Genomic DNA, 25,206 nt, shown 5'->3' with positions numbered 1-25,206 from the left:
GCTGAAAGCCCTCAGTTATTCTGAGGCAACGTTATAGCTTTTGCTTTCAAATTACTGGGGAACCCTCTCCCTATGGGGAGAGGGTTAGGGAGAGGGGAAAAGCCTCTTTAGACCAGCACCACATCGATCCCGCTTTTGCGTAATCCTTCAAGGCTTTCCGCCGGAATGCCTTCATCAACGATAATCATGTCGATCCGCTGAGTATCAATGATTTTATGCAGACTTGAACGGTTAAACTTGCTGGAGTCAGTGACAACGATAATACGCTCCGCCACCTCGCACATTTTGCGGTTCAGACGGGCTTCATCCTCGTTGTGCGTACTCACCCCCCGGTCGAGATCGATGGCATCGACGCCCAGGAACAGCAGGTCAAAATGGTAATTCTGTAAGGACTGCTCCGCCTGATCGCCATAGAAGGACTGCGACTGACGGCGCAAGTGCCCGCCGGTCATCAGCAGCTCTACGCCCTCCGCTTCCAGCAGCGCGTTTGCCACGTTCATCCCGTTGGTCATGGCAATGACATCGGTGTGCTGGCGCAGCATGCGGGCAATTTCAAAGGTTGTGGTGCCGGAGTCCAGAATAATGCGGTGACCCGGCTTCACCAGTTCAGCCGCCGCCTGCGCGATGCTGCGCTTCACTGCCGTATTAAGGGAACTTTTGTCCTCAACGGACGGCTCCACGCCGGGGGCATTGCCTTCGCAAATCAGCGCGCCGCCGTAAGCGCGAACGGCAATCCCCTGCTTTTCCAGAAAGGCCAGATCGTTACGGATCGTCACCGTCGACACGCCGAATAAAAGAGAAAGATCGTTAACCTGCACGCTTCCCTGCGCCCGCAACCGCTGAATGATCTGCTCTCGCCTTTCACTGGTGCCGGTGATGCGCTTCTCTGCGGACGAATCGGTGCTGCTCATACGAGCTCCTTAGTAAATACACTTTCGTTTCATTTCGTTTTGCTTATTAACGCCTTTCTTTTGAGGGAATGCAAGCCCTGTATGGTGTGCGGACGCAAGCTTAATCGCCGCTGAAACCTTTCATTATGTTTCTTTTGTGAAACAGATCGGAAAACTATTATCTTTCGTTTTATTTTTACCTCACCATAATGCAGTATCAAATGAAACAAAACGAAAGATGAATACCAACACCATCCGAAATGGAGAGGAAAGTGAAACATCTGACAGAAATGGTGGAACAACATAAACGGGGGAATACAAACGGGATTTATGCCGTCTGTTCCGCACATCCACTGGTACTTGAAGCTGCACTACGTTACGCCCATTCACAACAGACGCCCCTGCTGATAGAAGCCACCTCAAACCAGGTGGATCAGTTTGGCGGTTATACCGGTATGACGCCCGCCGATTTTTATGGGTTTGTCTGCAAGCTGGCGGGATCTCTTGGTTTCCCCACCTCGCAGCTGATCCTTGGCGGCGATCATTTAGGTCCAAACCGCTGGCAAAACCTGCCGGCTTCGCAGGCGATGGCGAACGCCGACGATCTGATCAGAAGCTACGTGGCGGCCGGATTTAAAAAAATTCACCTCGATTGCAGCATGTCCTGCGAAGACGACCCGGTTCCGTTAACCGATGCAATCGTTGCCGGGCGTGCCGCTCGGCTGGCTAAAATTGCCGAAACCACCTGTCTCGAGCAATTTGGCGTAGCCGATCTGGTCTACGTTATCGGCACGGAAGTTCCGGTTCCCGGTGGGGCACACGAGACGCTGACCGAGCTTGAGGTCACCACGCCAGAGGCGGCACGCGCCACGCTTGAGGCACACCGCCACGCATTCGAGAAGGAAGGGTTAAGCGACATCTGGCCGCGCATTATTGGCCTGGTGGTTCAGCCTGGCGTTGAGTTCGACCATGCGCAGGTTTGTGACTATCAACCGCATAAAGCCGTCGCGCTGAGCGAGATGGTTGAAGCCTACGACACGCTTGTATTTGAAGCACACTCTACCGATTACCAGACGCCGCAGGCGCTGCGCCAGTTGGTGAAAGATCACTTCGCCATTCTGAAAGTCGGCCCTGCGCTAACCTTCGCGCTGCGCGAAGCGCTGTTCTCTCTGGCAGCAATTGAAGAAGAGCTGCTGCCGGCAAAAGCCTGCTCAGGGCTGCGTCACGTCCTGGAAAACGTGATGCTCGATCGCCCGGAATACTGGCAAAGCCACTATCACGGCGACGGCAATGCCCGTCGCCTGGCGCGCGGTTACAGCTATTCCGACCGCGTGCGCTATTACTGGCCAGACAGCCAGATTGACGACGCCTTTGAGCGGCTGGTACGCAACCTGGCGGATGAACCGATCCCGCTGCCGCTGATCAGCCAGTATCTGCCGTTGCAGTACAGCAAAGTTCGCGATGGCGCTCTCAGGTCCACACCACGGGAACTCATCCTCGACCACATTCAGGACATACTCCAGCAGTACCATGCCGCCTGCGAAGGCGTAACGACTCAACACGCATAATTAAAAAGAGGAAAACGCTATGCCAAACATTGTCTTATGCCGCATTGATGAACGCCTGATCCACGGTCAGGTGGGCGTACAGTGGGTGGGGTTTGCGGGGGCGAACCTGGTGCTGGTGGCAAATGACGAGGTTGCAGACGATCCGGTTCAGCAAAACCTGATGGAGATGGTGCTGGCGGAAGGCATCGCCGTGCGTTTCTGGTCCCTGCAAAAAGTGATCGACAACATTCATCGCGCCGCCGACCGGCAGAAAATTCTGCTGGTCTGTAAAACACCGGCTGATTTTTTAACGCTGGTCGAGGGCGGCGTGCCCATCACCCGTATTAACGTCGGAAATATGCATTACGCCAGTGGCAAACAGCAAATTGCCAAAACGGTATCTGTAGACGCGAACGATATCGCCGCGTTTAACGGCCTGAAGGCGGCCGGAGTGGAATGCTTCGTTCAGGGCGTTCCAACAGAGACTGCTTTGGATCTCTTTAAACTGCTCTGAGGGATTCACAATGGAAATCAGTCTGTTGCAGGCTTTCGCGCTGGGGCTTCTCGCCTTTATAGCGGGCCTGGATATGTTTAACGGCTTAACACACATGCACCGTCCAGTGGTGCTCGGGCCACTGGTTGGCCTGATTCTGGGCGATTTGCACACCGGAATTCTGACCGGCGGTACGTTAGAACTGGTCTGGATGGGACTCGCGCCGCTGGCGGGCGCGCAGCCGCCAAACGTGATTATCGGCACCATCGTTGGCACCACATTTGCCATTACTACAGGCGTGAAGCCGGATGTCGCCGTTGGGGTCGCCGTGCCGTTTGCCGTGGCGGTTCAGATGGGGATCACCTTCCTCTTCTCGGTGATGTCCGGCGTGATGTCCCGCTGCGATCGCATGGCGGCTAACGCAGACACCCGTGGTATTGAACGGGTCAACTATCTGGCACTGCTGGCGCTCGGCGTCTTCTACTTCCTGTGCGCGTTTCTGCCCATCTACTTCGGGGCTGAACATGCGAAAACCGCCATTGACGTGCTGCCGGAACGTCTGATCGACGGTCTCGGCGTCGCGGGCGGCATCATGCCAGCGATCGGCTTCGCCGTGCTGCTGAAGATCATGATGAAAAACGTTTACATCCCTTACTTCATTATCGGCTTTGTCGCCGCGGCCTGGCTGAAACTCCCGGTGCTGGCGATTGCCGCGGCTGCGCTGGCGATGGCGCTGATCGACCTGCTGCGCAAATCGCCTGAACCCACGGCGCCTGCGGCCCAGAAAGAGGAATTTGAAGATGGCATCTAATCACACCACCCTGCCGGGCGTGTCTGAAAGTGAAGAGACACTGCTGACCGGCGTGAATGAAAACGTCTACGAAGACCAGAGTATTGGCGCTGAGCTAACGAAAAAGGATATTAACCGTGTCGCCTGGCGTTCCATGCTGCTACAGGCCTCGTTTAACTACGAGCGTATGCAGGCCTCCGGCTGGCTGTATGGGCTACTGCCCGCGCTGAAAAAGATCCACACCAATAAGCGGGACCTGGCGCGCGCCATGAAAGGCCATATGGGCTTCTTCAACACCCACCCGTTCCTGGTGACCTTCGTCATCGGCATTATTCTGGCAATGGAGCGTTCCAAGCAGGATGTGAACAGCATCCAGAGCACTAAAATTGCCGTCGGCGCACCGCTCGGTGGCATTGGTGACGCCATGTTCTGGCTGACCCTGCTGCCCATCTGCGGGGGGATTGGCGCCAGCCTGGCGCTACAGGGATCCATTCTTGGCGCGGTGGTCTTTATCGTGCTGTTTAACGTGGTGCATCTCGGCCTGCGTTTTGGTCTGGCGCACTATGCCTATCGAATGGGTGTCGCCGCGATCCCGCTGATCAAGGCCAACACCAAAAAGGTTGGTCATGCTGCGTCCATTGTCGGGATGACAGTGATTGGTGCGCTGGTGGCAACCTATGTGCGCCTGAATACCACACTCGAGATTAAAGCCGGGGATGCGGTCGTCAAACTGCAAACCGATGTGATCGACAAACTGATGCCCGCTTTTCTGCCGCTGGTCTACACCCTGACCATGTTCTGGCTGGTACGCCGTGGCTGGAGCCCGCTGCGCCTGATTGGTATCACCGTGGTGCTGGGCGTTGTCGGTAAATTCTGTCACTTCCTGTAATAAGCAAAGAGGTTGCGATGTTAGGCATTATTTTGACGGGTCACGGCGGTTTTGCCAGCGGGCTGGAACAGGCGATGAAGCAAATCCTCGGCGAACAGCCGCAGTTTATCGCCATCGATTTTCCGGAAAGCTCCACCACTGTGCGGCTGACCGCGCAGCTTGAGCAGGCAGTGAATGAACTGGATGCAGAGCACGATATCGTTTTTCTCACCGATCTTCTCGGCGGTACGCCGTTTCGTGTGGCCTCTACCCTCGCGATGCAGCGCCCCGGCAGCGAAGTGATCACCGGCACCAATCTCCAGCTTTTGCTGGAGATGGTTCTGGAGCGCGACGGATTAAGCAGTGAAGCCTTTCGTTTGCAGGCGCTGGAGTGCGGCCATCGCGGCCTGACCAGCCTGGTGGATGAACTTGCACGCTGTCGCGAGGAAGCGCCCGCCGAGGAAGGGATATGAGCCAGCTGCTGCGCGCGCGTCGTCTGCTTACCGGGCAGGGCTGGCTGGATGACCATCAGCTGCGTATGGATAGAGGCGTCATCACCGCCATCGAGCCGATTCCGGCAGGGGTTAATACCCGCGAGGCAGACCTGCTTTGCCCGGCATACATTGATATCCACGTCCACGGCGGCGCGGGTGTGGATGTGATGGATGATGCGCCCGACGTGCTGGACCGGTTAGCCGTGCACAAAGCGCGTGAAGGCGTGGGGGCGTTTCTGCCTACCACCGTCACCGCTCCGCTGGAGGCGATCCATGGCGCGTTACGGCGCATTGCCCGGCGCTGTCATGCCGGTGGCCCCGGCGCGCAGATCCTGGGCAGCTATCTGGAAGGCCCGTACTTTACACCGCAGAACAAAGGGGCGCACCCGCCAGAACTGTTTCGCGAACTGGATCTCGCGGAACTTGATGAGCTGATTGCGGTTTCGCAGAACACGCTGCGGGTAGTGGCGCTTGCTCCGGAAAAAGTGGATGCCCTGAAGGCGATCCATCACCTCAAGCAAAAAGGGATACGCGTCATGCTGGGCCACAGCGCCGCTACATACGCGCAAACCCTGGCCGCATTTGATGCAGGCGCAGCCGGGCTGGTGCACTGCTACAACGGCATGACAGGGTTACACCACCGGGAGCCCGGCATGGTTGGCGCCGGGCTTACGGACCCACGCGCGTGGCTGGAGCTTATTGCCGACGGGCATCACGTTCATCCTGGAGCCATGCGGCTATGTTGTTGCTGCGCGAAGGATCGTACGGTGCTGATTACCGATGCCATGCAGGCGGCGGGTATGCCTGATGGGCGCTATACGTTGTGTGGTGAAAATGTCGAGATGCAGGGCGGCGTTGTCCGCACGGCCTCGGGCGGGCTGGCGGGCAGCACGCTCGCGCTGGATGCCGCCGTGCGAAATATGGTGGAGCATACGGGGATCGCCCCAGAAAACGCAATCCATATGGCCTCGCTGCATCCTGCTCGTCTGCTCGGTATGGATCACCTGCTGGGAACGTTAGCGCCAGGCAAACGCGCCAATGTTCTTGCGCTGGATGCGGGTTTACACCTCCGGCAGATCTGGATCCAGGGTCAGGCTCTTTCCCTGTAGCCCCTTCACAGTGTGCCCTGTTGGCCTTACGGAAGACGATCGTAAGGCCTTTCTTTTCCTTTCCTTGATTTTCGCCTTTCCTTTCGCGATCACACTTTTCGTTTTATTTCTTTTTCGCCATTGAACTTTCGATTTCTTTTCTATAGATTTTCTTTAACTGCTAAAGTGAACAAGTGAAACGAAACGAAAGATAGCGACACATTTGCCAGCGTCTGATGTGGAATTCACACGACTAAGGACTGAGTTATGCCACAAACCACTATCGCCACCACCGGCACCTGGACCGAAAAAGAGATCCGCCAGCAGCCAGCCAGCTGGCTTCGCTCGCTCAACAATATTGATAATCTGCGCGCGTCGATCGACAGTTTTCTGACGCCACTGTTGCGCAAGCCCGATCTGCGGATCGTTCTGACCGGCGCGGGTACGTCTGCTTTTATCGGCGACATCATTGCGCCATGGCTTGCCAGCCACACGGGGAAAAACATCACCGCGATACCTACGACCGATCTGGTCACCAACCCGATGGATTATTTCAGCCCTTCGCACCCGCTGCTGCTGGTCTCTTTCGCCCGTTCTGGCAATAGCCCGGAGAGCGTCGCCGCCGTTGAGCTGGCGAATCAGTTTGTACCGGAGTGCTACCACCTGTCGATCACCTGTAATGAAGCAGGAAGCCTGTACCAGAATGCCGTCGACAGCGATAACGCCTGCGCTCTGCTCATGCCAGCCGAAACGCACGATCGCGGGTTCGCGATGACAAGCAGCATCACCACCATGATGGCGAGCTGCCTGGCGGTATTCGCACCGGAAACGATCAACAGCAAAACGTTCCGCGACGTGTCCGATCGATGTCAGGCGATCCTCACATCGCTTGGCGATTTCAGTCCCGGCGTCTTTGGTAACGAACCGTGGAAACGCATTGTTTATCTGGGCAGCGGTGGATTACAGGGCGCCGCACGGGAGTCTGCGCTGAAGGTGCTGGAGCTGACCGCCGGCAAGCTGGCGGCATTTTACGATTCGCCAACGGGTTTCCGTCACGGGCCTAAGTCGCTGGTAGACAACGAAACGCTGGTCGTCGTGTTTGTCTCCAGCCATCCGTATACGCGTCAGTACGATCGGGATCTGCTCGCCGAGCTGCGACGCGATCGTCAGGCTATGCGCGTGGTAGCCATTGCAGCCGAAACGGATCCGGTCATTGAAGCTGGCCCGCATATCCTGCTGCCGCCTTCCCGTTCATTTAACGATATGGAGCAGGCGTTCTGCTTCCTGATGTACGCCCAGGTCTTCGCACTGACCCAGTCTCTGCACGTTGGCAATACGCCGGATACGCCATCCGCCAGCGGTACGGTTAACCGTGTGGTCCAGGGCGTCGTTATTCATCCGTGGCAGGCTTAAGAGGACAGGCTCATGAGTATTATTTCTACCAAATATCTTTTGCAGGACGCACAGGCGAAGGGCTATGCCGTTCCGGCCTTTAACATCCATAACGCCGAGACGATCCAGGCGATCCTCGAAGTCTGTAGCGAAATGCGATCGCCGGTGATCCTCGCGGGTACGCCGGGGACGTTTAAACATATTGCGCTGGAAGAGATCTACGCCTTGTGCAGCGCATATTCCCTTACTTATGACATGCCGCTGGCGCTACACCTCGATCACCACGAATCGCTGGACGACATTCGCCGCAAAGTCCATGCCGGCGTACGTAGCGCAATGATCGACGGTAGCCATTACCCCTTCGAACAAAACGTCAAGCTGGTGAAATCGGTCGTCGATTTCTGCCACCTCAACGACTGTAGCGTCGAGGCCGAACTGGGCCGACTGGGCGGAGTGGAAGATGACATGAGCGTCGACGCCGAAAGCGCGTTCCTGACCGACCCGCAGGAAGCAAAACGCTTTGTCGAACTAACAGGCGTGGACAGCCTCGCCGTTGCCATCGGTACCGCGCACGGTCTCTATACCAAACGCCCAAAAATCGACTTCCAGCGGCTGGCCGAGATCCGCGAGGTAGTGACAGTGCCGTTGGTGCTGCACGGTGCGAGTGATGTGCCGGATGAGGATGTGCGCCGCACCATTGAGCTGGGCGTCTGCAAAGTTAACGTCGCAACAGAGCTGAAAATCGCCTTCTCTGACGCAGTCAAAGCCTGGTTTGCCGAGAACCCACAGGGCAACGATCCGCGCTTCTACATGCGCGTCGGCATGGATGCCATGAAAGAGGTGGTCAGAAGCAAAATCACCGTTTGCGGCTCGGCGAACCGGCTGCTGCTTCCGGCTGAAGCCTGAACCCATCGCGCATAACGTTAGTACCTAAAAAATAACTATAAGCCTCGCAAATATGAAGGCGCGTCCTTAAGCCGGACAGCGCCTTCCATTATCCTAAAAATCCGAGGAGTCCCTACATGACACAGGAAAAGTCGTTTAAATCGAAAGCGTGGGAGTTTTTCCAGAGCCTGGGAAAGACGTTTATGTTCCCGGTCTCGCTGTTGGCCTTTATGGGGTTGTTGTTAGGTATCGGTAGTTCTGTCACCAGCCCTTCCACCATCAAAAGTTTTCCCTTTCTGGGCGGCGAGTTAACGCAGCTCACCTTTGGTTTTATCGCCATGGTCGGCGGCTTTGCTTTTACCTATCTACCGCTGATGTTTGCCATGGCGATCCCGATGGGCCTTGCCAGACGTAATAAAGCGGTTGGCGCTTTTGCCGGATTCGTTGGCTACATGCTGATGAACATGAGCATCAACTACTACCTGACCGCCACCCACCAGCTTGCGGATGCCGCCACCATGAGACAGGTGGGACAATCCATTGTGCTTGGCATTCAAACGCTGGAGATGGGCGTGCTCGGCGGCATTGTGGTAGGGGTGATCACCTACTTCCTGCACGAACGTTTCCAGGACACGGTGCTGCACGACGCGTTTGCCTTCTTTAGCGGCATTCGTTTTGTGCCCATCATTACCGCCCTCACCCTGTCGCTGGTCGGCTTGTTTATCCCCCTGCTGTGGGAATATGTGGCAATGGGCATTGCCGGGATTGGTCATATCATCCAGAGCACCAGCGTCTTTGGGCCATTCCTGTATGGCGTGGGCGTACTGCTGCTCAAACCTTTTGGCCTACACCACATCCTGCTGGCGATGGTGCGCTTCACCCCGGCGGGCGGCATTGAGATGGTTAACGGCCAGGAAGTGGCCGGTGCGCTGAACATTTTCTACGCCGAGCTGAAAGCTGGCCTGCCGTTTAGCCCGCACGTTACGGCATTTTTATCGCAAGGGTTTATGCCGACATTTATCTTCGGCCTGCCTGCCGTGGCTTACGCTATCTACCGCACCGCGCGCCCGGAAAACCGTCCGGTGATTAAAGGGCTGCTGCTTTCAGGCGTGCTGGTTTCAGTTGTCACGGGTATTTCAGAGCCGATTGAGTTCCTGTTCCTGTTTATTGCCCCTGTGCTTTACGCGTTTCATATCGTTATGTCTGGCCTGGCGCTGATGGTGATGGCGCTGCTCGGCGTCACCATCGGCAACACCGACGGCGGCATTCTGGATCTGCTGATCTTCGGCGTCATGCAGGGGATGTCGACCAAATGGTATCTGCTGTTCCCGGTGGGTATTGCCTGGTTTGCTATCTACTTCTTCGTCTTCCGCTGGTACATCCTCAGGCACGATATTAAAACGCCGGGCCGTGAGGTTGACGCGCAGGGTGCGCTCCAGGCGGTGGAAGCCAATACCCGGGCACGTGGAAAATCGAAATACGATCATGGGCTTATTCTTCGCGCGCTTGGCGGTAAAGAGAATATTGAGTCGCTCGACAACTGCATCACCCGCTTACGTCTGGTGGTAAAAGAGATGGGGCTTATCGACCAGCAGGCGCTGAAGGCCGCGGGCGCCTTGTCAGTAGTGGTGCTTGATGCCCACAGCGTTCAGGTGATCATCGGCCCGCAGGTGCAGAGCGTCAAATCCGGCATTGAAGCCTTAATTTAACAGGGGGACGTTGTGTTTGATTTCGACAGAATCATTGAGCGTAAAAGCGATAAATGCCGTAAATGGGATCATACGTTTGTGTGCTCGCGTTTCGGTGATGTCCCGGAGGGATTTATCCCGCTGTGGATAGCAGATATGGATTTCACCTCGCCACCCGCTGTGATTGAAGGCTTCCAGCGCATCGTGGAGCATGGCACCTTCGGTTACACCTGGTGCTTCGACGAATTCTACGATGCGGTCATCGCCTTCCAGCGTAGCCGTCATCAGGTTGAGGTGCATAAGTCATGGATCACCCTGACCTACGGCACCGTTTCCACGCTGCACTATACGGTTCAGGCGTTCTGCAAACCCGGCGACTGCGTGATGATGAATACCCCGGTGTATGACCCGTTTGCGATGGCGACACAGCGACAGGGCGTGCGGGTGCTTGCAAATCCGCTGAGCGTGAAGGAAAACCGCTATCAGCTGGATTTTAATCTGATTGAAGTTCAGCTCAAAACTCACCGTCCAAAACTGTGGTTCTTCTGCTCGCCGCATAACCCTTCGGGCCGAATCTGGCGCGCGGATGAGATACGTCAGGTGTCCGATCTCTGTAAGCGCTACGGCACGATTCTGGTGGTTGATGAGGTTCACGCCGAGCACATTCTGGACGGTACATTCGTCAGTTGTCTGACTTCGGGCTGTGCCGCCCAGGACAACCTGATTGTGCTGACCTCCCCCAATAAAGCCTTCAACCTTGGCGGGCTAAAAACATCCTACTCAATGATTCCAGACGATTCGCTGCGCCAGCGTTTCCGCCAGCAGTTGGAGAAGAACTCCATTACCTCGCCCAATATCTTCGGCGTGTGGGGAATTATTCTGGCTTATCAGCAAGGTCTGCCATGGCTCGACGCGCTGAATGGTTATCTGCGCGGCAATGCCCGCTACCTTGCGGATGCCATCCAGACCCATTTCCCTGCATGGAAGATGATGAACCCGGAGTCGTCGTATCTCGCCTGGATAGACGTCAGTGCGGACGATCGCAGTGCGACGGCGCTAACTCAACATTTCGCAAAACAGGCTGGCGTGGTCATTGAAGATGGCAGCCACTACGTACAAAACGGCGAAAACTACCTGCGTATTAACTTCGGCACCCAGCGCTACTGGCTGGAACAGTCCATCAACCGAATGCTGAAGCATTACTGATAAGGATCTTACCCCGATGAAAAAAATGCTCACTCTCTCGCTGCTGGCTCTCTGTGTTTCTCATGGCGCGGCGGCAGCAAACTACGCGCTCAGTAACGACAATATTGCCCTTTCGTTTGATGATGCAAACGCAACGGTAGTGGTAACGGACAGCAAAGCTAACCATCCGCTCACGCCCCAGGAGTTGTTCTTTCTGACGCTACCGGATGAAACAAAAATCCACACCGCTGATTTCAAAATCAAGCACGTCGAAAAGCAGGACAATGCGATAGTCATCGACTTTACGCATCCGGATTTTAACGTAACGGTGAAACTGAACCTGGTGAAGGGAAAATACGCCAGCATCGGCTACACCATCGCCGCCGTCGGGCAGCCCCGGGACGTAGCGAAAATTACCTTCTTCCCGACGAAGAAGCAGTCTCAGGCACCTTACGTTGACGGGGCGATTAACAGCTCGCCAATCGTGGCCGACTCGTTCTTCATCCTGCCAGACAAACCGATTGTGAATACTTACGCTTATGAAGCCACCACGAACCTCAACGTGGAGCTGAAAACGCCAATTCTGCCTGAGGCACCGGTTAGTTTTACCACCTGGTTCGGCACTTTCCCGGAAACTAATCAGCTGCGCCGCAGCGTAAACCAGTTTATCGATGCCGTGCGTCCGCGGCCTTATAAGCCTTACCTGCACTACAACAGCTGGATGGACATCGGCTTCTTTACCCCTTACTCCGAGCAGGATGTCATTGGGCGGATGGACGAATGGAATAAAGAATTTATTGCCGGACGCGGGGTGGCGCTGGACGCGTTCCTGCTGGACGATGGCTGGGACGATCGCACCGGACGCTGGCTGTTTGGCCCGGCATTCAGCAACGGTTTTGGCAAAGTCAGGGAAAAAGCCGACAGCCTGCATAGCTCGGTTGGGCTGTGGCTTTCTCCGTGGGGCGGATACAACAAGCCGCGCGATATTCGCGTCTCGCATGCAAAAGAGTATGGTTTCGAAACCGTAGACGGCAAGCTGGCGCTGTCAGGGCCGAACTATTTTAAAAACTTTAACGATCAGATCATCAAGCTGATCAAAAACGAGCATATTACCTCGTTCAAGCTCGACGGAATGGGTAACGCCAATTCGCATATCAAGGGCAGCCCATTTGCATCGGATTTTGACGCGTCCATTGCCCTGCTGCACAACATGCGCAGCGCAAATCCGAACCTGTTTATCAACCTGACCACCGGCACCGACGCCAGCCCGTCCTGGCTGTTCTATGCTGATTCAATCTGGCGTCAGGGCGATGATATCAACCTGTACGGCCCCGGCACGCCAGTGCAGCAGTGGATGACCTACCGCGATGCCGAAACCTGGCGATCCATCGTGCGTAAAGGTCCGCTGTTCCCGCTTAACTCACTGATGTACCACGGGATCGTCAGCGCAGAGAACGCTTACTATGGACTCGAGAAAGTGCAAACAGACAGCGATTTTGCCGATCAGGTCTGGAGCTACTTCGCAACCGGAACTCAGCTTCAGGAGCTGTACATTACGCCGTCCATGCTGAATAAGGCGAAGTGGGATACCCTGGCGCAGGCGGCGAAATGGTCGCGTGAGAATGCCAGCGTGCTGGTGGATACTCACTGGATTGGCGGTGACCCAACTTTGCTTGAGGTTTACGGCTGGGCCTCATGGAGTAAAGACAAAGCGATTTTTGGCTTACGCAACCCATCGGATAAGCCGCAACGTTACTTCCTGGATTTAACCAAAGATTTTGAGATCCCGGCAGGAGAGCGTTCGCAGTTTACCCTGAAAGCCGTGTACGGTAGTAATTCGACCGTACCAGAGGAGTATAAAAACGCTGTGGTGATTACGCTGCAACCGCTGGAAACGCTGGTGTTTGAGGCGATGCCGGAGAAATAAAAAGTGTTCAGCTGGCAGGTTAAGCCATGACCTGCCAGCTTCCCCCTTTCCTTGCCCCAAGGCGTTTTAATTTACCTTTTGTTTGCAAAGAACGAAGATAACGTTCCGCGGTGCGGGAAGTCACGCCCAATACAGAGGCCAACATCACCGCAGTCATTTGCGGTTGAACGGTAAGCAATTCAAGGATAGTGTGTTCCTTTTCCGACAATTCTTCCGACATTTTTTCCGACATGGCGGATGTCATATCGATGCCTTCCCGCAAAGCTTCGGCCAAATTTTGCAACATAAACGCCACGAATGCCGTGCAGTCACTGGCCCGATCGCATTGTCCTAAAATCTGATAATAGCGCGCTTGCTGGAAGTGAATGAGTGTTTCAACGGGCAGCCATGCAAGTTCTGCACGCCACTGGCTTAAGATCAACGTTTGCCACAGCCGCCCCATGCGGCCATTTCCATCCGAAAAGGGATGAATAAATTCAAACTCGTAGTGAAATACCGAACTGGCAATCAGCGGGTGAAGATCGGTTTGCTTAAGCCAGGAAAGAAGATCGTCGATAAGGCGGTTCATCTGTGAGGCTGGCGGAGCCATGTGGACTAACTGGTTTCCACGGTACACCCCTACGTCCCCATTTCTGAGCTTTCCGGGATGATCGACCAGACCCATCATTAATAATCGGTGTGCACTGAGTAAGTCGTTGAGCTTCCAGGGCTTCCATTCGGGCAGTTTCTCATATGCCAGGATAGCATTGCGTACTTCCTGAATATCTTTTTCAGGTGCAAGCACGCGTTTGCCATCCATGATTGCCGTCACCTGCCCTGTCGTCAGCGAGTTGTGCTCAATGGCTAGCGATGCCTGAATAGTTCGAATACGGTTCTCTTTACGCAGGAGTGGCGAAGTTCTGCCTGAATGTGCCGCCCAATGCCCCAATAGTTCACCAATCTCAACCACCTGATTGAGGATAAAGGGTGTGATGGTGAAGGGAGGCTGATAGCGGCTCATTTGGCTTACTCCCCCTGCTGCTCCAGCGCATATTTATACAGCGCATTTTTCTTCACGCCGTGGATCTCCGCCGCCAGCGCCGCCGCTTTTTTCAGGGGGAGTTCAGCCTGTAGCAGGACCAGCGTACGCAGCGCATCGGCAGGCAGAGCGTCTTCCTGCGCTTTGTGGCCTTCAACAATCAGCACCATTTCGCCCTTGCGGCGGTTTTCATCCTCTTTCACCCACGCCAGCAGTTCGCCAACCGGCGCACCGTGAATGGTTTCCCACGTTTTGGTCAGCTCGCGCGCCAGCACCACATAGCGGGCTTCGCCCCAGACGGTCACCATATCTTCCAGGCTTTCCAGCAGACGGTGGGTTGATTCGTAGAAGATCAACGTACGCGGTTCAGCTTCCAGATCCTTTAACACATCGCGACGGCCTTTGGATTTAGCAGGCAGGAAGCCTTCGTAGCAGAAACGATCGGACGGCAGACCCGCAGCGCTTAACGCCGCAATCGCCGCGCACGGCCCCGGCAGCGGCACAACGCGGATGCCTGCTTCCCGGCAGGTGCGTACCAGATGGTAGCCCGGATCGTTGATCAGCGGCGTTCCCGCATCGGAGACCAGCGCGATGTTCTGCCCTTCTTTAAGCTTCGCCACCAGCGTTTCGGCTTTTTGTTGCTCATTGTGATCGTGCAGGGCAAACAAACGGGCGTTGATGGCAAAGTGTTGTAGCAGTAAACCGGTATGACGGGTGTCTTCAGCCGCAATTAAATCAACAGCTTGCAATACGGTGAGCGCACGTTGGGTAATATCAGACAAATTCCCGATAGGAGTAGGTACAATATAAAGCTGGCCTTGAGAATTATCTGCCGTTTCGTGTTGTTTCATTGTTTCGTCCGTATTGCCGATTTAATATTGAGCATTGCGTAAAAAAATCACTGGATACAGTATGGTACCGTTAACGTTTCTTCGAAAAAAAGCCGCGCACAGCGTGCCCCTCCTGCTGGCAGCCCTGATCTTTACCGGCTGCGGCACCCAGGCACCTGACCAGAGCACTGCTCATATGCAGGGATCCGCTCAGGCTGATTCTGGCTTTTATCTGCAACAAATGTCGCAGAGTACAAATGATACCAGGATCAACTGGCAATTACTCGCCATTCGTGCACTGCTGAAAGAAGGGAAAACCCAGCAGGCCGCCGAGCTGTTCAGCCAGCTGCCGCAGGATCTTAACGACACTCAGCGCCATGAGCAGACGCTGCTGTCGGCAGAACTGAAGGTCGCGCAAAAAGATTACGACGGCGCGAAGAAGATCCTCGGCACCATCGATCTCAGCACGCTGGATAAAAACCAGCAGGCCCGTTTCTGGCAGGCCGGTATCACCGCTGAGCAGGGTCGCCCTTCCCTGACGCTACTCCGCGCGCTGATTGCCCAGGAGCCTCTGCTCGCGGGTGCGGACAAGCAAAAAAATATTGACGCAACCTGGCAGGCGCTCGCCTCCATGACCCAGGATCAGGCCAAGGCGCTGGTAATCAACGCCGATGAAAATGTCCTGCAAGGCTGGCTGGATCTGCAACAGATGTGGTTCAACAACCGCAGCGATCCGAACATGCTGAAAGCCGGCATTACCGACTGGCAAAAGCGTTACCCGCAAAACCCGGGAGCGAAAATGCTGCCAACGCAGCTGGTGAACGTGCAAAACTTTAAGCCCGCCTCCACCAGCAAAATTGCCCTGCTGCTGCCGTTAAACGGTCAGGCTGCGGTGTTTGGTCGCGCCATTCAGCAAGGTTTTGAAGCCGCGAAAAACGGCACCACCGCCGTCAGCGGCAGCGCGGTTCCGGCGCAGGCTGCACAGGCGGCGAATGTGAATGACGTTGTCAGCCCGTCCGCCGCCGAAACCAGCGACCTGACCACCGCGCAAACCCCTGCGCAGGGCACCATGCAGAATCCGGTTACCGCCCCAACGACGCAGCCTGCTACCCCAGAGCCTGCGGCAACACAGGCCCCGGCTGAAACACCGGCGCCCGCGACGGCAGAACAACCTCAGCCGCAAACCGCGCAGCCGGAACAGCAGCCAGCAACCCAGCCGCAGGCTGTGGCCACCACCAGCGCTAATCCTGGTGCAGAGTTGAAAATCTACGACACCAGCGCCCAGCCGCTTGACCAGGTGCTGGCGCAGGTTCAGCAGGACGGGGCCAGCATCGTTGTCGGCCCGCTGTTGAAAAACAACGTGGAAGCGCTGATGAAGAGCAACACCACGCTGAACGTGCTGGCGCTTAACCAGCCTGAGCAGGTTCAGAACCGCGCCAATATCTGTTACTTCGCCCTCTCTCCGGAGGATGAAGCCCGCGATGCGGCCCGCCATATTCACGAGCAGGGCAAGCAGGCGCCGCTGCTGCTGATCCCACGCAGCACGCTGGGCGATCGCGTTGCCAACGCGTTTGCGCAAGAGTGGCAGACCCTTGGCGGTGGCGTGGTGTTGCAGCAGAAATTTGGCTCAGCTTCCGAACTGAGAGCGGGCGTGAACGGCGGGGCAGGTATTGCCCTCAACGGTAGCCCGGTATCCGCCAGCCTGCCGCAGCAGCAGAGCGTCACCATCGGCGGTCTGACGATCCCGGCACCACCTACCGACGCGCAAATCAGCGGCGGCGGTAAAGTGGATTCGGCGTACATCGTCGCTACGCCGGAAGAGATCGCCTTTATCAAACCGATGATCGCCATGCGTAACGGCAGCCAGAGCGGTGCAACGCTCTACGCCAGCTCACGCAGCGCACAGGGTACCGCAGGCCCGGATTTCCGTCTGGAAATGGAAGGACTGCAATACAGCGAGATCCCCATGCTGGCAGGCAGCAACCCGCAGTTGATGCAGCAGGCGCTGGGCGCGGTGCGCAATGACTATTCCCTGGCGCGTCTGTACGCGATGGGCGTCGATGCCTGGGCGCTGGCAAACCACTTCACCCAGATGCGTCAGGTACCGGGCTTCGAGCTTAACGGGAATACCGGCGATCTGACCGCCGATCAGGATTGTGTGATTAACAGGAAGTTATCATGGCTCAAATACCAGCAGGGGCAGATTGTCCCGGCCAGTTAAGCCGTAAACAGACCGGCGACGCGTGGGAGTTAAAGGCGCGTCGCTGGCTTGAAGGCAAAGGACTGCGCTTTGTCGCCGCCAACGTTCGCGGGCGCGGCGGCGAGATTGACCTGATCATGAAAGACGGTCAGACCATCGTGTTTGTTGAAGTTCGCTTCCGACAGTCGTCCCGTTTTGGCGGTGCTGCCGCCAGCGTGACGCTCGCCAAACAACAAAAATTATTACAGACTGCCCACTTGTGGCTTGCCCGCCATAATGGGAGTTTTGATACTGTGGATTGCCGTTTCGATGTGGTAGCCTTCACCGGAAATGCGATCGACTGGCTTAAAAACGCGTTTGGCGAAGACGCATAAATAAGATTTTAAAGGGATACCGTGCTCGAACGAATTAAAGTGTGCTTCACAGAAAGCATTCAAACGCAGATTGCCGCGGCGGAAGCCCTTCCGGACGCGATCTCGCGTGCAGCGATGACGCTGGTTCAGTCGCTGCTCAACGGCAACAAAATCCTCTGTTGTGGCAATGGCACGTCCGCCGCCAACGCACAGCATTTTGCTGCCAGCATGATCAATCGCTTCGAAACCGAGCGCCCGAGTTTACCTGCCATTGCACTAAACACCGATAACGTGGTCTTAACTGCGATTGCCAACGATCGTCTGCATGACGAAATCTACGCCAAGCAGGTGCGCGCCTTAGGCCATGCCGGAGACGTGCTGCTGGCGATCTCCACGCGCGGTAACAGCCGGGATATCGTTAAAGCGGTTGAAGCGGCAGTGACCCGGGATATGACGATTGTCGCCCTGACCGGTTACGACGGCGGAGAGCTGGCCGGCCTGCTGGGGCCGCAGGATGTGGAGATCCGCATTCCTTCGCACCGTAGCGCCCGCATCCAGGAGATGCATATGCTCACGGTGAACTGCTTATGCGATCTGATCGATAACACGCTTTTCCCTCACCAGGATGATTAAGGAGTTCTCATGAAGGTTTTATCGGCCCTTGCAGTCGTGATGTCTGCATTACTGCTTCAGGGATGCATCGCTGCCGCTGTAGTCGGCACCGCAGCGGTCGGCACCAAAGCAGCGACCGATCCGCGCACCGTTGGGACGCAGGTGGATGACGGTACGCTTGAGCTGCGCGTAAACAGTGCGCTGTCGAAAGACGAGCAGATCAAGAAGGAAGCACGCATCAACGTGACGGCTTATCAGGGCAAAGTGCTGCTGGCAGGCCAGGCGCCAAATCCTGAACTCGCCTCGCGCGCCAAACAGATTGCGATGGGTGTGGAAGGTACGGCGGAAGTGTTTAACGAGATCCGCCAGGGCCAGCCGATTGGTCTCGGCACCGCGTCATCTGATACCTGGATCACCACCAAAGTGCGTTCCCAGCTGCTGGGTACCGACCAGGTGAAATCCTCAAACGTGAAAGTGACCACGGAGAACGGCGAAGTGTTCCTGCTGGGTCTGGTGACGGAACGTGAAGGGAAAGCGGCGGCGGATATCGCCAGCCGGGTGAGCGGCGTGAAACACGTCACCACCGCCTTTACTTACATTAAGTAATTACCACCTGACTACAGGCCCGGTAAGCGCTAGCGCCACCGGGCTTTTTTCACACAAGCGCCATACTCCCCACAATCACTCCGCTCAACGCCACCAGCCCCGCAGTCAGCCACAGCGCTTTCGCCGGGAATGACTTACGCAGCATGATAAGCGACGGCAGGCTCACCGCCGGCAGCGTGATGAGCAGCGCCAGCGCCGGTGCGGTCCCCATACCAGCCATCATCATGGTCTGAATAATCGGGATCTCCGCCGCGGTTGGGATCACGAACAGGCACCCGGCCACCGCCATCGCAATCACCCACATCAGCGTGTTGTCGATAGCGCCATCCGCATGCGGGAACAGCCAGACGCGCGCCGCCCCCAGCACCAGTACGGCCAGGATATAGACCGGAATGGTGCTCCAGAAAAGCTGCCACAGCGCTTTGCCCCAGCGAGCAAAGAAATTGCCCTGCGGCTCGCGGACGTCCAGCTCAACGGAGGCAGGCCCGGCCTCGTTGTCTTTCACCAGGTGCTGCACCAGCGTAGCGACAAGCACCACCGTCAGCAGGCCAGCCGCCAGACGGATAAACGCGAAATGCCAGCCGAGAACGAAGCCCATAAATACCAGCGTTGCCGGGTTCAGCAGGGGGTTACCCATCCAGAAGGCAAGCGCGCCGCCCATCGACACGCGCTGTCGGCGCATACCCGCCGCCACCGGTGCGGCGCAGCAGGAGCACATCATGCCCGGCAGGGAGAAAATCGTCCCCAGCAGCGTGCCCTGCAAGCGCGGCTGTCCCAGGGTTTTCACCAGCCAGTTACGCGGGATAAGTACCTGAATCAGCGAGCCCAGCAATACGCCCAATACCGCCGCTTTCCAGACGGCAAGAAAATAGACCATGGCGTAATCCCACGCCGCGCGTAGCGGGCTGGAATCGGCCTGCGCGAGAATCGATTTACCGATGCTGTGGGTGTCGGCGGCGGTGAAGGCTTTACCGTAGTACGGCTGCCATTTCACATACCAGAGGCCAATGATGACCACGAGAAAGAAGAGTGCGGGCTTCCACCACTGAACAGGTGTTGCCGCCTGAGATGAAGACTGACCAGTCATACCATTCCCCGGAAGGTGTTATTTAATAAGCCGGGGAAGTTTACGCCTCGCCCTGCGCGATTTCACGCAGTTTTGCCGAAGGGATAATATTAACCCCCTCCTGCGACGGAGCCAGCGCCTCTTTTAGCATCGCCAGCGCGACATCCCGCGCCTCGATGGACTTCCAGTTACCCGGCAGGATACGAAACAGCGGAGCGAAAAATGACTCGTTAAAACGACGTTCGTCACGGTGCCCCATCAGCATGGAAGGCCGCGCGATGGTCAGGCGCTCCCATTTCTGCGCGATTAACGCCTCTTCCATTTTGCCCTTCACCTGGTTGTAAAAAAACGGCGAGCCTGCATTCGCGCCGTGCGCGCTGACTACCAGGAAATGTTTTGCGCCCAGCTTTTTCGCCGTCAGGGCGGTATCCACCACCAGTGTGTAATCCGCATGGACAAAAGCTTCTTTACTGCCCGCTTCCCGTCGGGTGGTGCCAAGGCAGCAAAAGGCGATATCAATGGGATCCTGCACCTGCGCCAGCGCGTCGGTGAGCTGTGGATCGTGCGGGTTATAGACGCCGGTGATATCCAACAGCGGGCGACGCGTCGGGGCGGCGATATAATTGATATGCCGATCCTGGATCAGCAGCCGCAGCAGATGTCCACCCACCAGCCCGGTTGCGCCGGTAATCAGTACCTGACTCATCTTATCCCCTTTACAGAATTGTCCGTTTGCGTTCTGGGCCTGCTCTACCACACTTAAAAGTCTGTTACCGGTAAGTATTTACCACAAACGGGAAAAAAACAGTCTGAAGCGAAAACAACGGAGGAAGCATGGGTAAAAAAATCGCAGTCTTGATTACCGACGAGTTTGAAGATTCAGAATTTACGTCGCCAGCAGAGGCATTCCGCAAGGCGGGCCACGAGGTGGTCACCATCGAGAAAGAAGCGGGTAAAACCGTGAAGGGCCATAAGGGCGAAGCCAGCGTGACCATTGACGAATCCATTGATAACGTCAGCCCGTCGGATTTCGACGCCCTGCTGTTACCGGGCGGTCATTCACCGGATTCCCTGCGCGGAGACGAGCGTTTCGTCACCTTTACCCGTGACTTCGTCGGCACCGGTAAACCGGTATTTGCCATTTGCCACGGTCCGCAGCTGCTGATCAGCGCCGAGGTGGTACGCGGGCGTAAGCTCACCGCGGTGAAGCCGATCGTTATCGATCTGAAAAACGCGGGAGCCGAGTTCTACGATCAGGAAGTGGTGAACGATAACGATCAGCTGATCACCAGCCGTACACCGGACGATCTGCCAGCGTTTAACCGTGAAGCGCTACGCCTGCTCGGCGCGTAACCAGTGCAGCTTCTTGCCAAAGCCCAGGGTGTTGTCGGTAAATTTCAGCTCATCAAGGCGGATTTCCCACACCGGGGCTTTTAGCGCCGCGGCCACCGGGAAGCGGCGCGTATAGCGTTTACGTTGCGCGTCGCTCTCCTCACCTTCCAGGCGACGAATTTCGCCTTTAAACTGGACCCCGCGGATCAGCGCAACGGTTTTAGGCTGACCGTTTACCGTGCCCGCCACTTTTGCCCGCTGGCCCGTCATCTGCGCATGCCGCGTTTTATCTTCGCTCATCACGTAAAAGGCCACGCGCCCGGGATCGTAGTAATAAATGGCATTTGCGCACCACATCTCCTCGTCTTTACAGACGCACCAGGTCACGACATGCTGCTTTGCCAGCCAGCGGTTAATGGCGGCCAGTGTTTCCATTTTCGCTCTCTCTCATGCTATGGTGCGTTCACCTTAACATACTGAATCTGTTTACCGTGTGCTGGTTTCTCTATCTTGTCCGAACCGCTGATAACGCACTCTACACCGGGATCACTACCGATGTGGCACGGCGTTTTTTACAACATCAAACGGGGAAAGGGGCGAAGGCGCTGCGGGGGAAAGGTGAACTTCAGTTAGCGTTTTCAGCCGCCGTGGGCGACAGATCCCTGGCGCTCAGGCTGGAATACCGCATCAAGCAGCTGACGAAGCGCCAGAAAGAGCGTCTCGTCAACGGGGACGGCTCTTTCGAGGCGCTACGCGAAAGCCTGCTTAAAAACGATTGAAATGATCGTGGTACTCCACCAGACCGGTAACGCCGTCGAGCGCATCATCCGCCAGAGGATGCACCAGGAAAGATGTTTCCGTGCCCGGCCAGTGGCAGCGCAGATCGTATCTGGACGCTGGCTTAAAACCTAAACGTTCGTAGAACGCCGGATCGCCCAGAACGACGACAGCGGCATAGCCAAATTCATTCAGTGAATCCAGCCCTTCATAGACCAGCTGGCGCGCCAGGCCCTGGCCACGGTAGTTTTCATCCACCGCCAGCGGCGCCATGCCGACCCACTGTAACTCTTCACCCTGCACAATCACCGGGCTGAAGGCCACGTAGCCGACCACCTGCCCTTCATCGTCGGTGGCAACCAGGCCCAGCGTAATCAGGCCATCTTCGCGAAGATCGTGAACCAGTTGGGCTTCGGCGTCGCCTGCAAAAGAGCGGCGTAACAACGCATCGATACCCGGCGCATCAATCCCAATTTCGACTCGAATCAGCATGGCTCACCTACTGAAGTGTGTTTACTGTCCGGCGGGGTTTTTAGCCCGGCCTCAACGAAATCTGCCATTTGCATCAACATCATACGCAGCGCTTTCGGCATCTGCTCCAGCTCAATGGCATCCATTAAATTTTTGACGTACAGACCGAGCTCCGTGTCGCCTTCAATCACCAGACGACGCTGGAAGAAGAGGGTGTCCGGATCCTGTTTGCGCGCGGCGATCATCAGCAGATCGCTGGCATCCGCGCTAAAGCTGACATCCGCCTCGGCGGTTTCACGGACGATCAGCCGATCGTTCTCAACGGAAGTAAACCAGCGCAACCCGATATCGCGCACTTCAATCTTTAACCAGCGGCCTTCCAGAAACTCCAGCTCACCGTCCTGTAGCGCCTGGCGGAACTGCCAGCTCAGTACCTGTTCCAGCACCTGGCGTTTAAGCGCGAACGGCGCCAGTTTTACCGGCACGCTCAGCATTGATGGACCAAATTGTACGAGACGTGAACGCAGTTTATCCAGCACGAGCTTTACTCCCTGATAGCTATAGTCCTGCTATTTTGCCATATCCCGACAAGAAGATAGCGGCGTAAATCAACAAACCGTTGTCCGGTATACCTCATTATTGGTGCCATCAATACGCCATTAGCTGCCTTAAATCAAAAATTGTCGCGTATGGGTTAATTAAAATCCCAGCTCGTTAACATTTTTTACGATCCCTGCGATCGACAACATCGGGATAAATTATGGAGCTGCTCTGCCCTGCCGGAAACCTTCCGGCGCTTAAGGCGGCCATCGAAAATGGGGCCGATGCGGTCTATATCGGGCTGAAAGATGATACCAACGCCCGCCATTTTGCGGGTCTTAACTTTACGGAGAAAAAGCTTCAGGAAGCCGTTAACTTCGTTCACCAGCACCGGCGCAAACTGCACATCGCCATCAATACCTTTGCCCATCCTGATGGCTATGCCCGCTGGCAGCGCGCCGTGGATATGGCGGCCCAGCTGGGCGCCGATGCGCTGATCCTGGCCGACCTCGCCATGCTTGAGTATGCGGCAGAACGTTATCCGCATATTGAGCGCCACGTCTCTGTTCAGGCATCGGCCACCAATGAAGAGGCCGTGCGTTTTTATCATCGACACTTTGACGTAGCCCGCGTGGTGCTGCCGCGCGTGCTCTCTATTCATCAGGTTAAGCAACTGGCGCGCGTCACGCCAGTGCCGCTGGAGGTTTTTGCCTTCGGCAGCCTGTGCATCATGGCCGAAGGCCGCTGCTATCTTTCTTCCTATCTCACCGGGGAATCGCCAAATACCGTCGGCGCCTGCTCGCCTGCCCGCTTCGTTCGCTGGCAGCAAACACCGCAGGGACTGGAGTCACGCCTGAATGACGTGTTAATTGACCGCTATCAGGACGGTGAAAACGCGGGGTATCCGACACTGTGTAAGGGCCGCTATCTGGTGGACGGCGAGCGCTACCACGCGCTGGAGGAGCCCACCAGCCTCAACACGCTGGAATTGCTGCCGGAACTGCTGGCCGCCAATATTGCCTCGGTGAAAATCGAAGGCCGCCAGCGCAGCCCGGCCTACGTGAGCCAGGTGGCGAAGGTGTGGCGTCAGGCCATCGACCGCTGCATGGCGGACCCGCAAAACTATGCTCCACAAGCGGCCTGGATGGAGACGCTCGGCGCGATGTCTGAAGGCACCCAAACTACGCTCGGCGCGTACCACCGTAAATGGCAGTGAGATAATCATGAAATATTCATTAGGGCCGGTGCTTTACTACTGGCCAAAAGAGACGCTGGAAGATTTTTACCAGCAGGCGGCTAACAGCAGCGCCGATGTGATTTACCTCGGCGAAGCGGTGTGCAGCAAGCGCCGCGCCACCAAAGTGGGCGACTGGCTGGATATGGCGAAAAACCTGGCCGGCAGCGGCAAGCAGGTGGTGCTCTCGACGCTGGCGCTGGTGCAGGCGTCCTCTGAACTGGGCGAGCTGAAGCGCTACGTCGAAAACGGTGAGTTCCTGCTGGAGGCGAGCGACCTGGGCGTGGTAAACCTGTGCGCCGAGCGTAAGCTGCCGTTTGTCGCCGGACATGCGCTGAACTGCTATAACGCGGTGACCCTGCGCCTGTTACTCAAACAGGGGATGACCCGCTGGTGCATGCCAGTAGAGCTCTCCCGCGACTGGCTGGCCAACCTGCTCACACAGTGCGAAGAGCTGGGCATTCGCAACAAGTTTGAAGTGGAGGTTCTGAGCTACGGCCATCTGCCGCTGGCCTACTCTGCCCGCTGCTTCACCGCACGTTCCGAAGATCGCCCGAAAGACGAGTGCGAAACCTGCTGCATTAAGTACCCGAACGGCCGCAGTATGCTGTCGCAGGAGAACCAGCAGGTGTTTGTCCTCAACGGCATTCAGACCATGAGCGGTTACGTCTATAACCTCGGCAACGAACTGGCGTCAATGCACGGGCTGGTGGATATGGTGCGTCTTTCGCCGCTTGATACCGGTGTTTTCGCCATGCTGGACGCCTTCCGCGCCAATGAAAACGGCGCCTCGCCGCTACCGTTGACCGCAAACAGCGACTGCAACGGTTACTGGCGACGTCTCGCCGGGCTGGAATTGCAGGCGTAAAAAAGGCTCACTTTGTTAACAACGGTTATCATTTTTTAATGCAGTATTAAAG

27 protein-coding genes are annotated in these 25,206 nt (G+C 56.4%); 19 read left to right on the top strand and 8 right to left on the bottom strand.

The annotated features are described in order from the left end of the window. Window positions 1-107: 107 nt before the first annotated feature. Window positions 108-911: a DeoR family transcriptional regulator gene (locus ACOTYH_RS19250; RefSeq protein ID WP_017693937.1), complete on the bottom strand. Its 804-nt coding sequence runs from the start codon at window positions 909-911 to the stop codon at window positions 108-110. A gap of 239 nt (window positions 912-1,150) precedes the next feature. Between ACOTYH_RS19250 and kbaZ the strand changes: the two genes are divergently transcribed. The 11 genes from kbaZ (at window position 1,151) to ACOTYH_RS19195 (ending at window position 13,247) form a co-directional block, all read left to right on the top strand. Next, complete coding sequence (gene kbaZ, locus ACOTYH_RS19245) at window positions 1,151-2,458, top strand: tagatose-bisphosphate aldolase subunit KbaZ (protein ID WP_032649636.1); 1,308 nt, start codon at window positions 1,151-1,153, stop codon at window positions 2,456-2,458. Window positions 2,459-2,477: 19 nt separating this feature from the next. Beyond that, window positions 2,478-2,951: a PTS N-acetylgalactosamine transporter subunit IIB gene (gene agaV, locus ACOTYH_RS19240; RefSeq protein ID WP_003861728.1), complete on the top strand. Its 474-nt coding sequence runs from the start codon at window positions 2,478-2,480 to the stop codon at window positions 2,949-2,951. 10 nt (window positions 2,952-2,961) lie between these two features. Continuing rightward, window positions 2,962-3,741: a PTS N-acetylgalactosamine transporter subunit IIC gene (gene agaW, locus ACOTYH_RS19235; RefSeq protein ID WP_003861730.1), complete on the top strand. Its 780-nt coding sequence runs from the start codon at window positions 2,962-2,964 to the stop codon at window positions 3,739-3,741. Beyond that, complete coding sequence (gene agaE / locus ACOTYH_RS19230) at window positions 3,731-4,609, top strand: PTS N-acetylgalactosamine transporter subunit IID (RefSeq protein ID WP_017693933.1); 879 nt, start codon at window positions 3,731-3,733, stop codon at window positions 4,607-4,609. The genes agaW and agaE overlap by 11 nt, the downstream gene beginning before the upstream one ends. A 17-nt stretch (window positions 4,610-4,626) precedes the next feature. Then, a complete protein-coding gene (gene agaF, locus ACOTYH_RS19225) occupies window positions 4,627-5,061 on the top strand; it encodes a PTS galactosamine/N-acetylgalactosamine transporter subunit IIA (RefSeq protein ID WP_047636379.1) in 435 nt (144 codons plus the stop codon). Further along, the gene (gene nagA, locus ACOTYH_RS19220; protein ID WP_045329210.1) at window positions 5,058-6,191 is read left to right on the top strand and encodes an N-acetylglucosamine-6-phosphate deacetylase; all 1,134 of its coding nucleotides are present in this window, start codon (window positions 5,058-5,060) and stop codon (window positions 6,189-6,191) included. The genes agaF and nagA overlap by 4 nt, the downstream gene beginning before the upstream one ends. Before the next feature lie 246 nt (window positions 6,192-6,437). Beyond that, the gene (locus ACOTYH_RS19215) at window positions 6,438-7,583 is read left to right on the top strand and encodes an SIS domain-containing protein (protein ID WP_015571960.1); all 1,146 of its coding nucleotides are present in this window, start codon (window positions 6,438-6,440) and stop codon (window positions 7,581-7,583) included. A gap of 12 nt (window positions 7,584-7,595) precedes the next feature. Continuing rightward, window positions 7,596-8,468 (top strand): tagatose-bisphosphate aldolase subunit KbaY, encoded by an 873-nt coding sequence (kbaY, locus tag ACOTYH_RS19210; protein ID WP_003861740.1) that lies wholly within the window; start codon window positions 7,596-7,598, stop codon window positions 8,466-8,468. A gap of 116 nt (window positions 8,469-8,584) precedes the next feature. Beyond that, entirely contained in the window at window positions 8,585-10,156 is a 1,572-nt protein-coding gene (malX, locus tag ACOTYH_RS19205) for a maltose/glucose-specific PTS transporter subunit IIBC (RefSeq protein ID WP_039269676.1), read from the top strand. A 12-nt stretch (window positions 10,157-10,168) separates the two neighbouring features. After that, on the top strand, window positions 10,169-11,341 hold the full coding sequence (locus ACOTYH_RS19200) for a MalY/PatB family protein (RefSeq protein WP_032104417.1): 1,173 nt from the start codon (window positions 10,169-10,171) through the stop codon (window positions 11,339-11,341). A 16-nt stretch (window positions 11,342-11,357) separates the two neighbouring features. Then, window positions 11,358-13,247 (top strand): enterotoxin, encoded by a 1,890-nt coding sequence (locus ACOTYH_RS19195; protein WP_045907593.1) that lies wholly within the window; start codon window positions 11,358-11,360, stop codon window positions 13,245-13,247. A 19-nt stretch (window positions 13,248-13,266) separates the two neighbouring features. Here ACOTYH_RS19195 and ACOTYH_RS19190 read toward each other — a convergent pair whose 3' ends face one another. Then, on the bottom strand, window positions 13,267-14,247 hold the full coding sequence (locus tag ACOTYH_RS19190) for a Fic family protein (RefSeq protein ID WP_017693927.1): 981 nt from the start codon (window positions 14,245-14,247) through the stop codon (window positions 13,267-13,269). Window positions 14,248-14,252: 5 nt separating this feature from the next. Next, a complete protein-coding gene (rsmI, locus tag ACOTYH_RS19185) occupies window positions 14,253-15,116 on the bottom strand; it encodes a 16S rRNA (cytidine(1402)-2'-O)-methyltransferase (RefSeq protein WP_045907594.1) in 864 nt (287 codons plus the stop codon). Between the two features lie 61 nt (window positions 15,117-15,177). On the opposite strand from rsmI, the gene ACOTYH_RS19180 reads away from it, so the two are divergent. Genes ACOTYH_RS19180 through dolP form a run of 4 tightly spaced genes read left to right on the top strand, consistent with a single transcriptional unit; the run spans window position 15,178 to window position 18,866 of the window. After that, on the top strand, window positions 15,178-17,316 hold the full coding sequence (locus tag ACOTYH_RS19180; protein ID WP_045907595.1) for a penicillin-binding protein activator: 2,139 nt from the start codon (window positions 15,178-15,180) through the stop codon (window positions 17,314-17,316). Beyond that, complete coding sequence (locus tag ACOTYH_RS19175) at window positions 17,274-17,669, top strand: YraN family protein (RefSeq protein ID WP_017382447.1); 396 nt, start codon at window positions 17,274-17,276, stop codon at window positions 17,667-17,669. Before ACOTYH_RS19180 ends, ACOTYH_RS19175 begins: the two co-directional genes overlap by 43 nt. Window positions 17,670-17,690: 21 nt before the next feature. Further along, a complete protein-coding gene (diaA, locus tag ACOTYH_RS19170) occupies window positions 17,691-18,281 on the top strand; it encodes a DnaA initiator-associating protein DiaA (RefSeq protein WP_003861754.1) in 591 nt (196 codons plus the stop codon). A gap of 9 nt (window positions 18,282-18,290) precedes the next feature. Continuing rightward, entirely contained in the window at window positions 18,291-18,866 is a 576-nt protein-coding gene (dolP, locus tag ACOTYH_RS19165; RefSeq protein WP_006812102.1) for a division/outer membrane stress-associated lipid-binding lipoprotein, read from the top strand. A gap of 49 nt (window positions 18,867-18,915) precedes the next feature. Here the strand turns inward: dolP and ACOTYH_RS19160 are convergent, their stop codons facing one another. Both ACOTYH_RS19160 and ACOTYH_RS19155 read right to left on the bottom strand, forming a co-directional pair. After that, on the bottom strand, window positions 18,916-19,953 hold the full coding sequence (locus ACOTYH_RS19160; RefSeq protein ID WP_045907597.1) for a permease: 1,038 nt from the start codon (window positions 19,951-19,953) through the stop codon (window positions 18,916-18,918). Between the two features lie 40 nt (window positions 19,954-19,993). Next, the gene (locus tag ACOTYH_RS19155) at window positions 19,994-20,638 is read right to left on the bottom strand and encodes an NAD(P)H-binding protein (protein WP_023304489.1); all 645 of its coding nucleotides are present in this window, start codon (window positions 20,636-20,638) and stop codon (window positions 19,994-19,996) included. A 128-nt stretch (window positions 20,639-20,766) separates the two neighbouring features. Between ACOTYH_RS19155 and ACOTYH_RS19150 the strand changes: the two genes are divergently transcribed. Continuing rightward, window positions 20,767-21,285, top strand: coding sequence for a type 1 glutamine amidotransferase domain-containing protein (locus tag ACOTYH_RS19150; protein WP_015571965.1), 519 nt, complete (start codon window positions 20,767-20,769; stop codon window positions 21,283-21,285). Here ACOTYH_RS19150 and ACOTYH_RS19145 read toward each other — a convergent pair. Then, window positions 21,265-21,699: a YhbP family protein gene (locus tag ACOTYH_RS19145; RefSeq protein WP_421637868.1), complete on the bottom strand. Its 435-nt coding sequence runs from the start codon at window positions 21,697-21,699 to the stop codon at window positions 21,265-21,267. The two genes, ACOTYH_RS19150 and ACOTYH_RS19145, sit on opposite strands and share 21 nt — an antisense overlap. Window positions 21,700-21,713: 14 nt before the next feature. Here ACOTYH_RS19145 and ACOTYH_RS19140 point away from each other — a divergent pair, with 14 nt between their 5' ends. Next, window positions 21,714-22,043, top strand: a complete 330-nt coding sequence (locus ACOTYH_RS19140) for a GIY-YIG nuclease family protein (protein ID WP_003861768.1) — start codon at window positions 21,714-21,716, stop codon at window positions 22,041-22,043. Here ACOTYH_RS19140 and ACOTYH_RS19135 read toward each other — a convergent pair. Both ACOTYH_RS19135 and ubiT read right to left on the bottom strand, forming a co-directional pair. After that, window positions 22,030-22,533: a GNAT family N-acetyltransferase gene (locus ACOTYH_RS19135; RefSeq protein WP_015571968.1), complete on the bottom strand. Its 504-nt coding sequence runs from the start codon at window positions 22,531-22,533 to the stop codon at window positions 22,030-22,032. The genes ACOTYH_RS19140 and ACOTYH_RS19135 overlap by 14 nt on opposite strands. Continuing rightward, window positions 22,527-23,051 (bottom strand): ubiquinone anaerobic biosynthesis accessory factor UbiT, encoded by a 525-nt coding sequence (gene ubiT, locus ACOTYH_RS19130; RefSeq protein ID WP_003861771.1) that lies wholly within the window; start codon window positions 23,049-23,051, stop codon window positions 22,527-22,529. Before ubiT ends, ACOTYH_RS19135 begins: the two co-directional genes overlap by 7 nt. Window positions 23,052-23,272: 221 nt before the next feature. Between ubiT and ubiU the strand changes: the two genes are divergently transcribed. Both ubiU and ACOTYH_RS19120 read left to right on the top strand, forming a co-directional pair. Further along, on the top strand, window positions 23,273-24,268 hold the full coding sequence (gene ubiU / locus ACOTYH_RS19125) for a ubiquinone anaerobic biosynthesis protein UbiU (RefSeq protein ID WP_003861773.1): 996 nt from the start codon (window positions 23,273-23,275) through the stop codon (window positions 24,266-24,268). A gap of 7 nt (window positions 24,269-24,275) precedes the next feature. Then, window positions 24,276-25,154 carry a U32 family peptidase gene (locus ACOTYH_RS19120; RefSeq protein WP_023295495.1) on the top strand — a complete coding sequence of 293 codons (879 nt, stop codon included), beginning with the start codon at window positions 24,276-24,278 and terminating at the stop codon, window positions 25,152-25,154. Window positions 25,155-25,206 lie beyond the last annotated feature (52 nt).

Source organism: Enterobacter cloacae complex sp. SHL001 (assembly GCF_049236825.1).
GTDB classification, from domain to species: domain Bacteria; phylum Pseudomonadota; class Gammaproteobacteria; order Enterobacterales; family Enterobacteriaceae; genus Enterobacter; species Enterobacter hormaechei_C.
The sequence above is the reverse complement of the archived record's forward strand: the minus strand, read 5'-3'. Positions and strand labels throughout refer to the sequence as shown.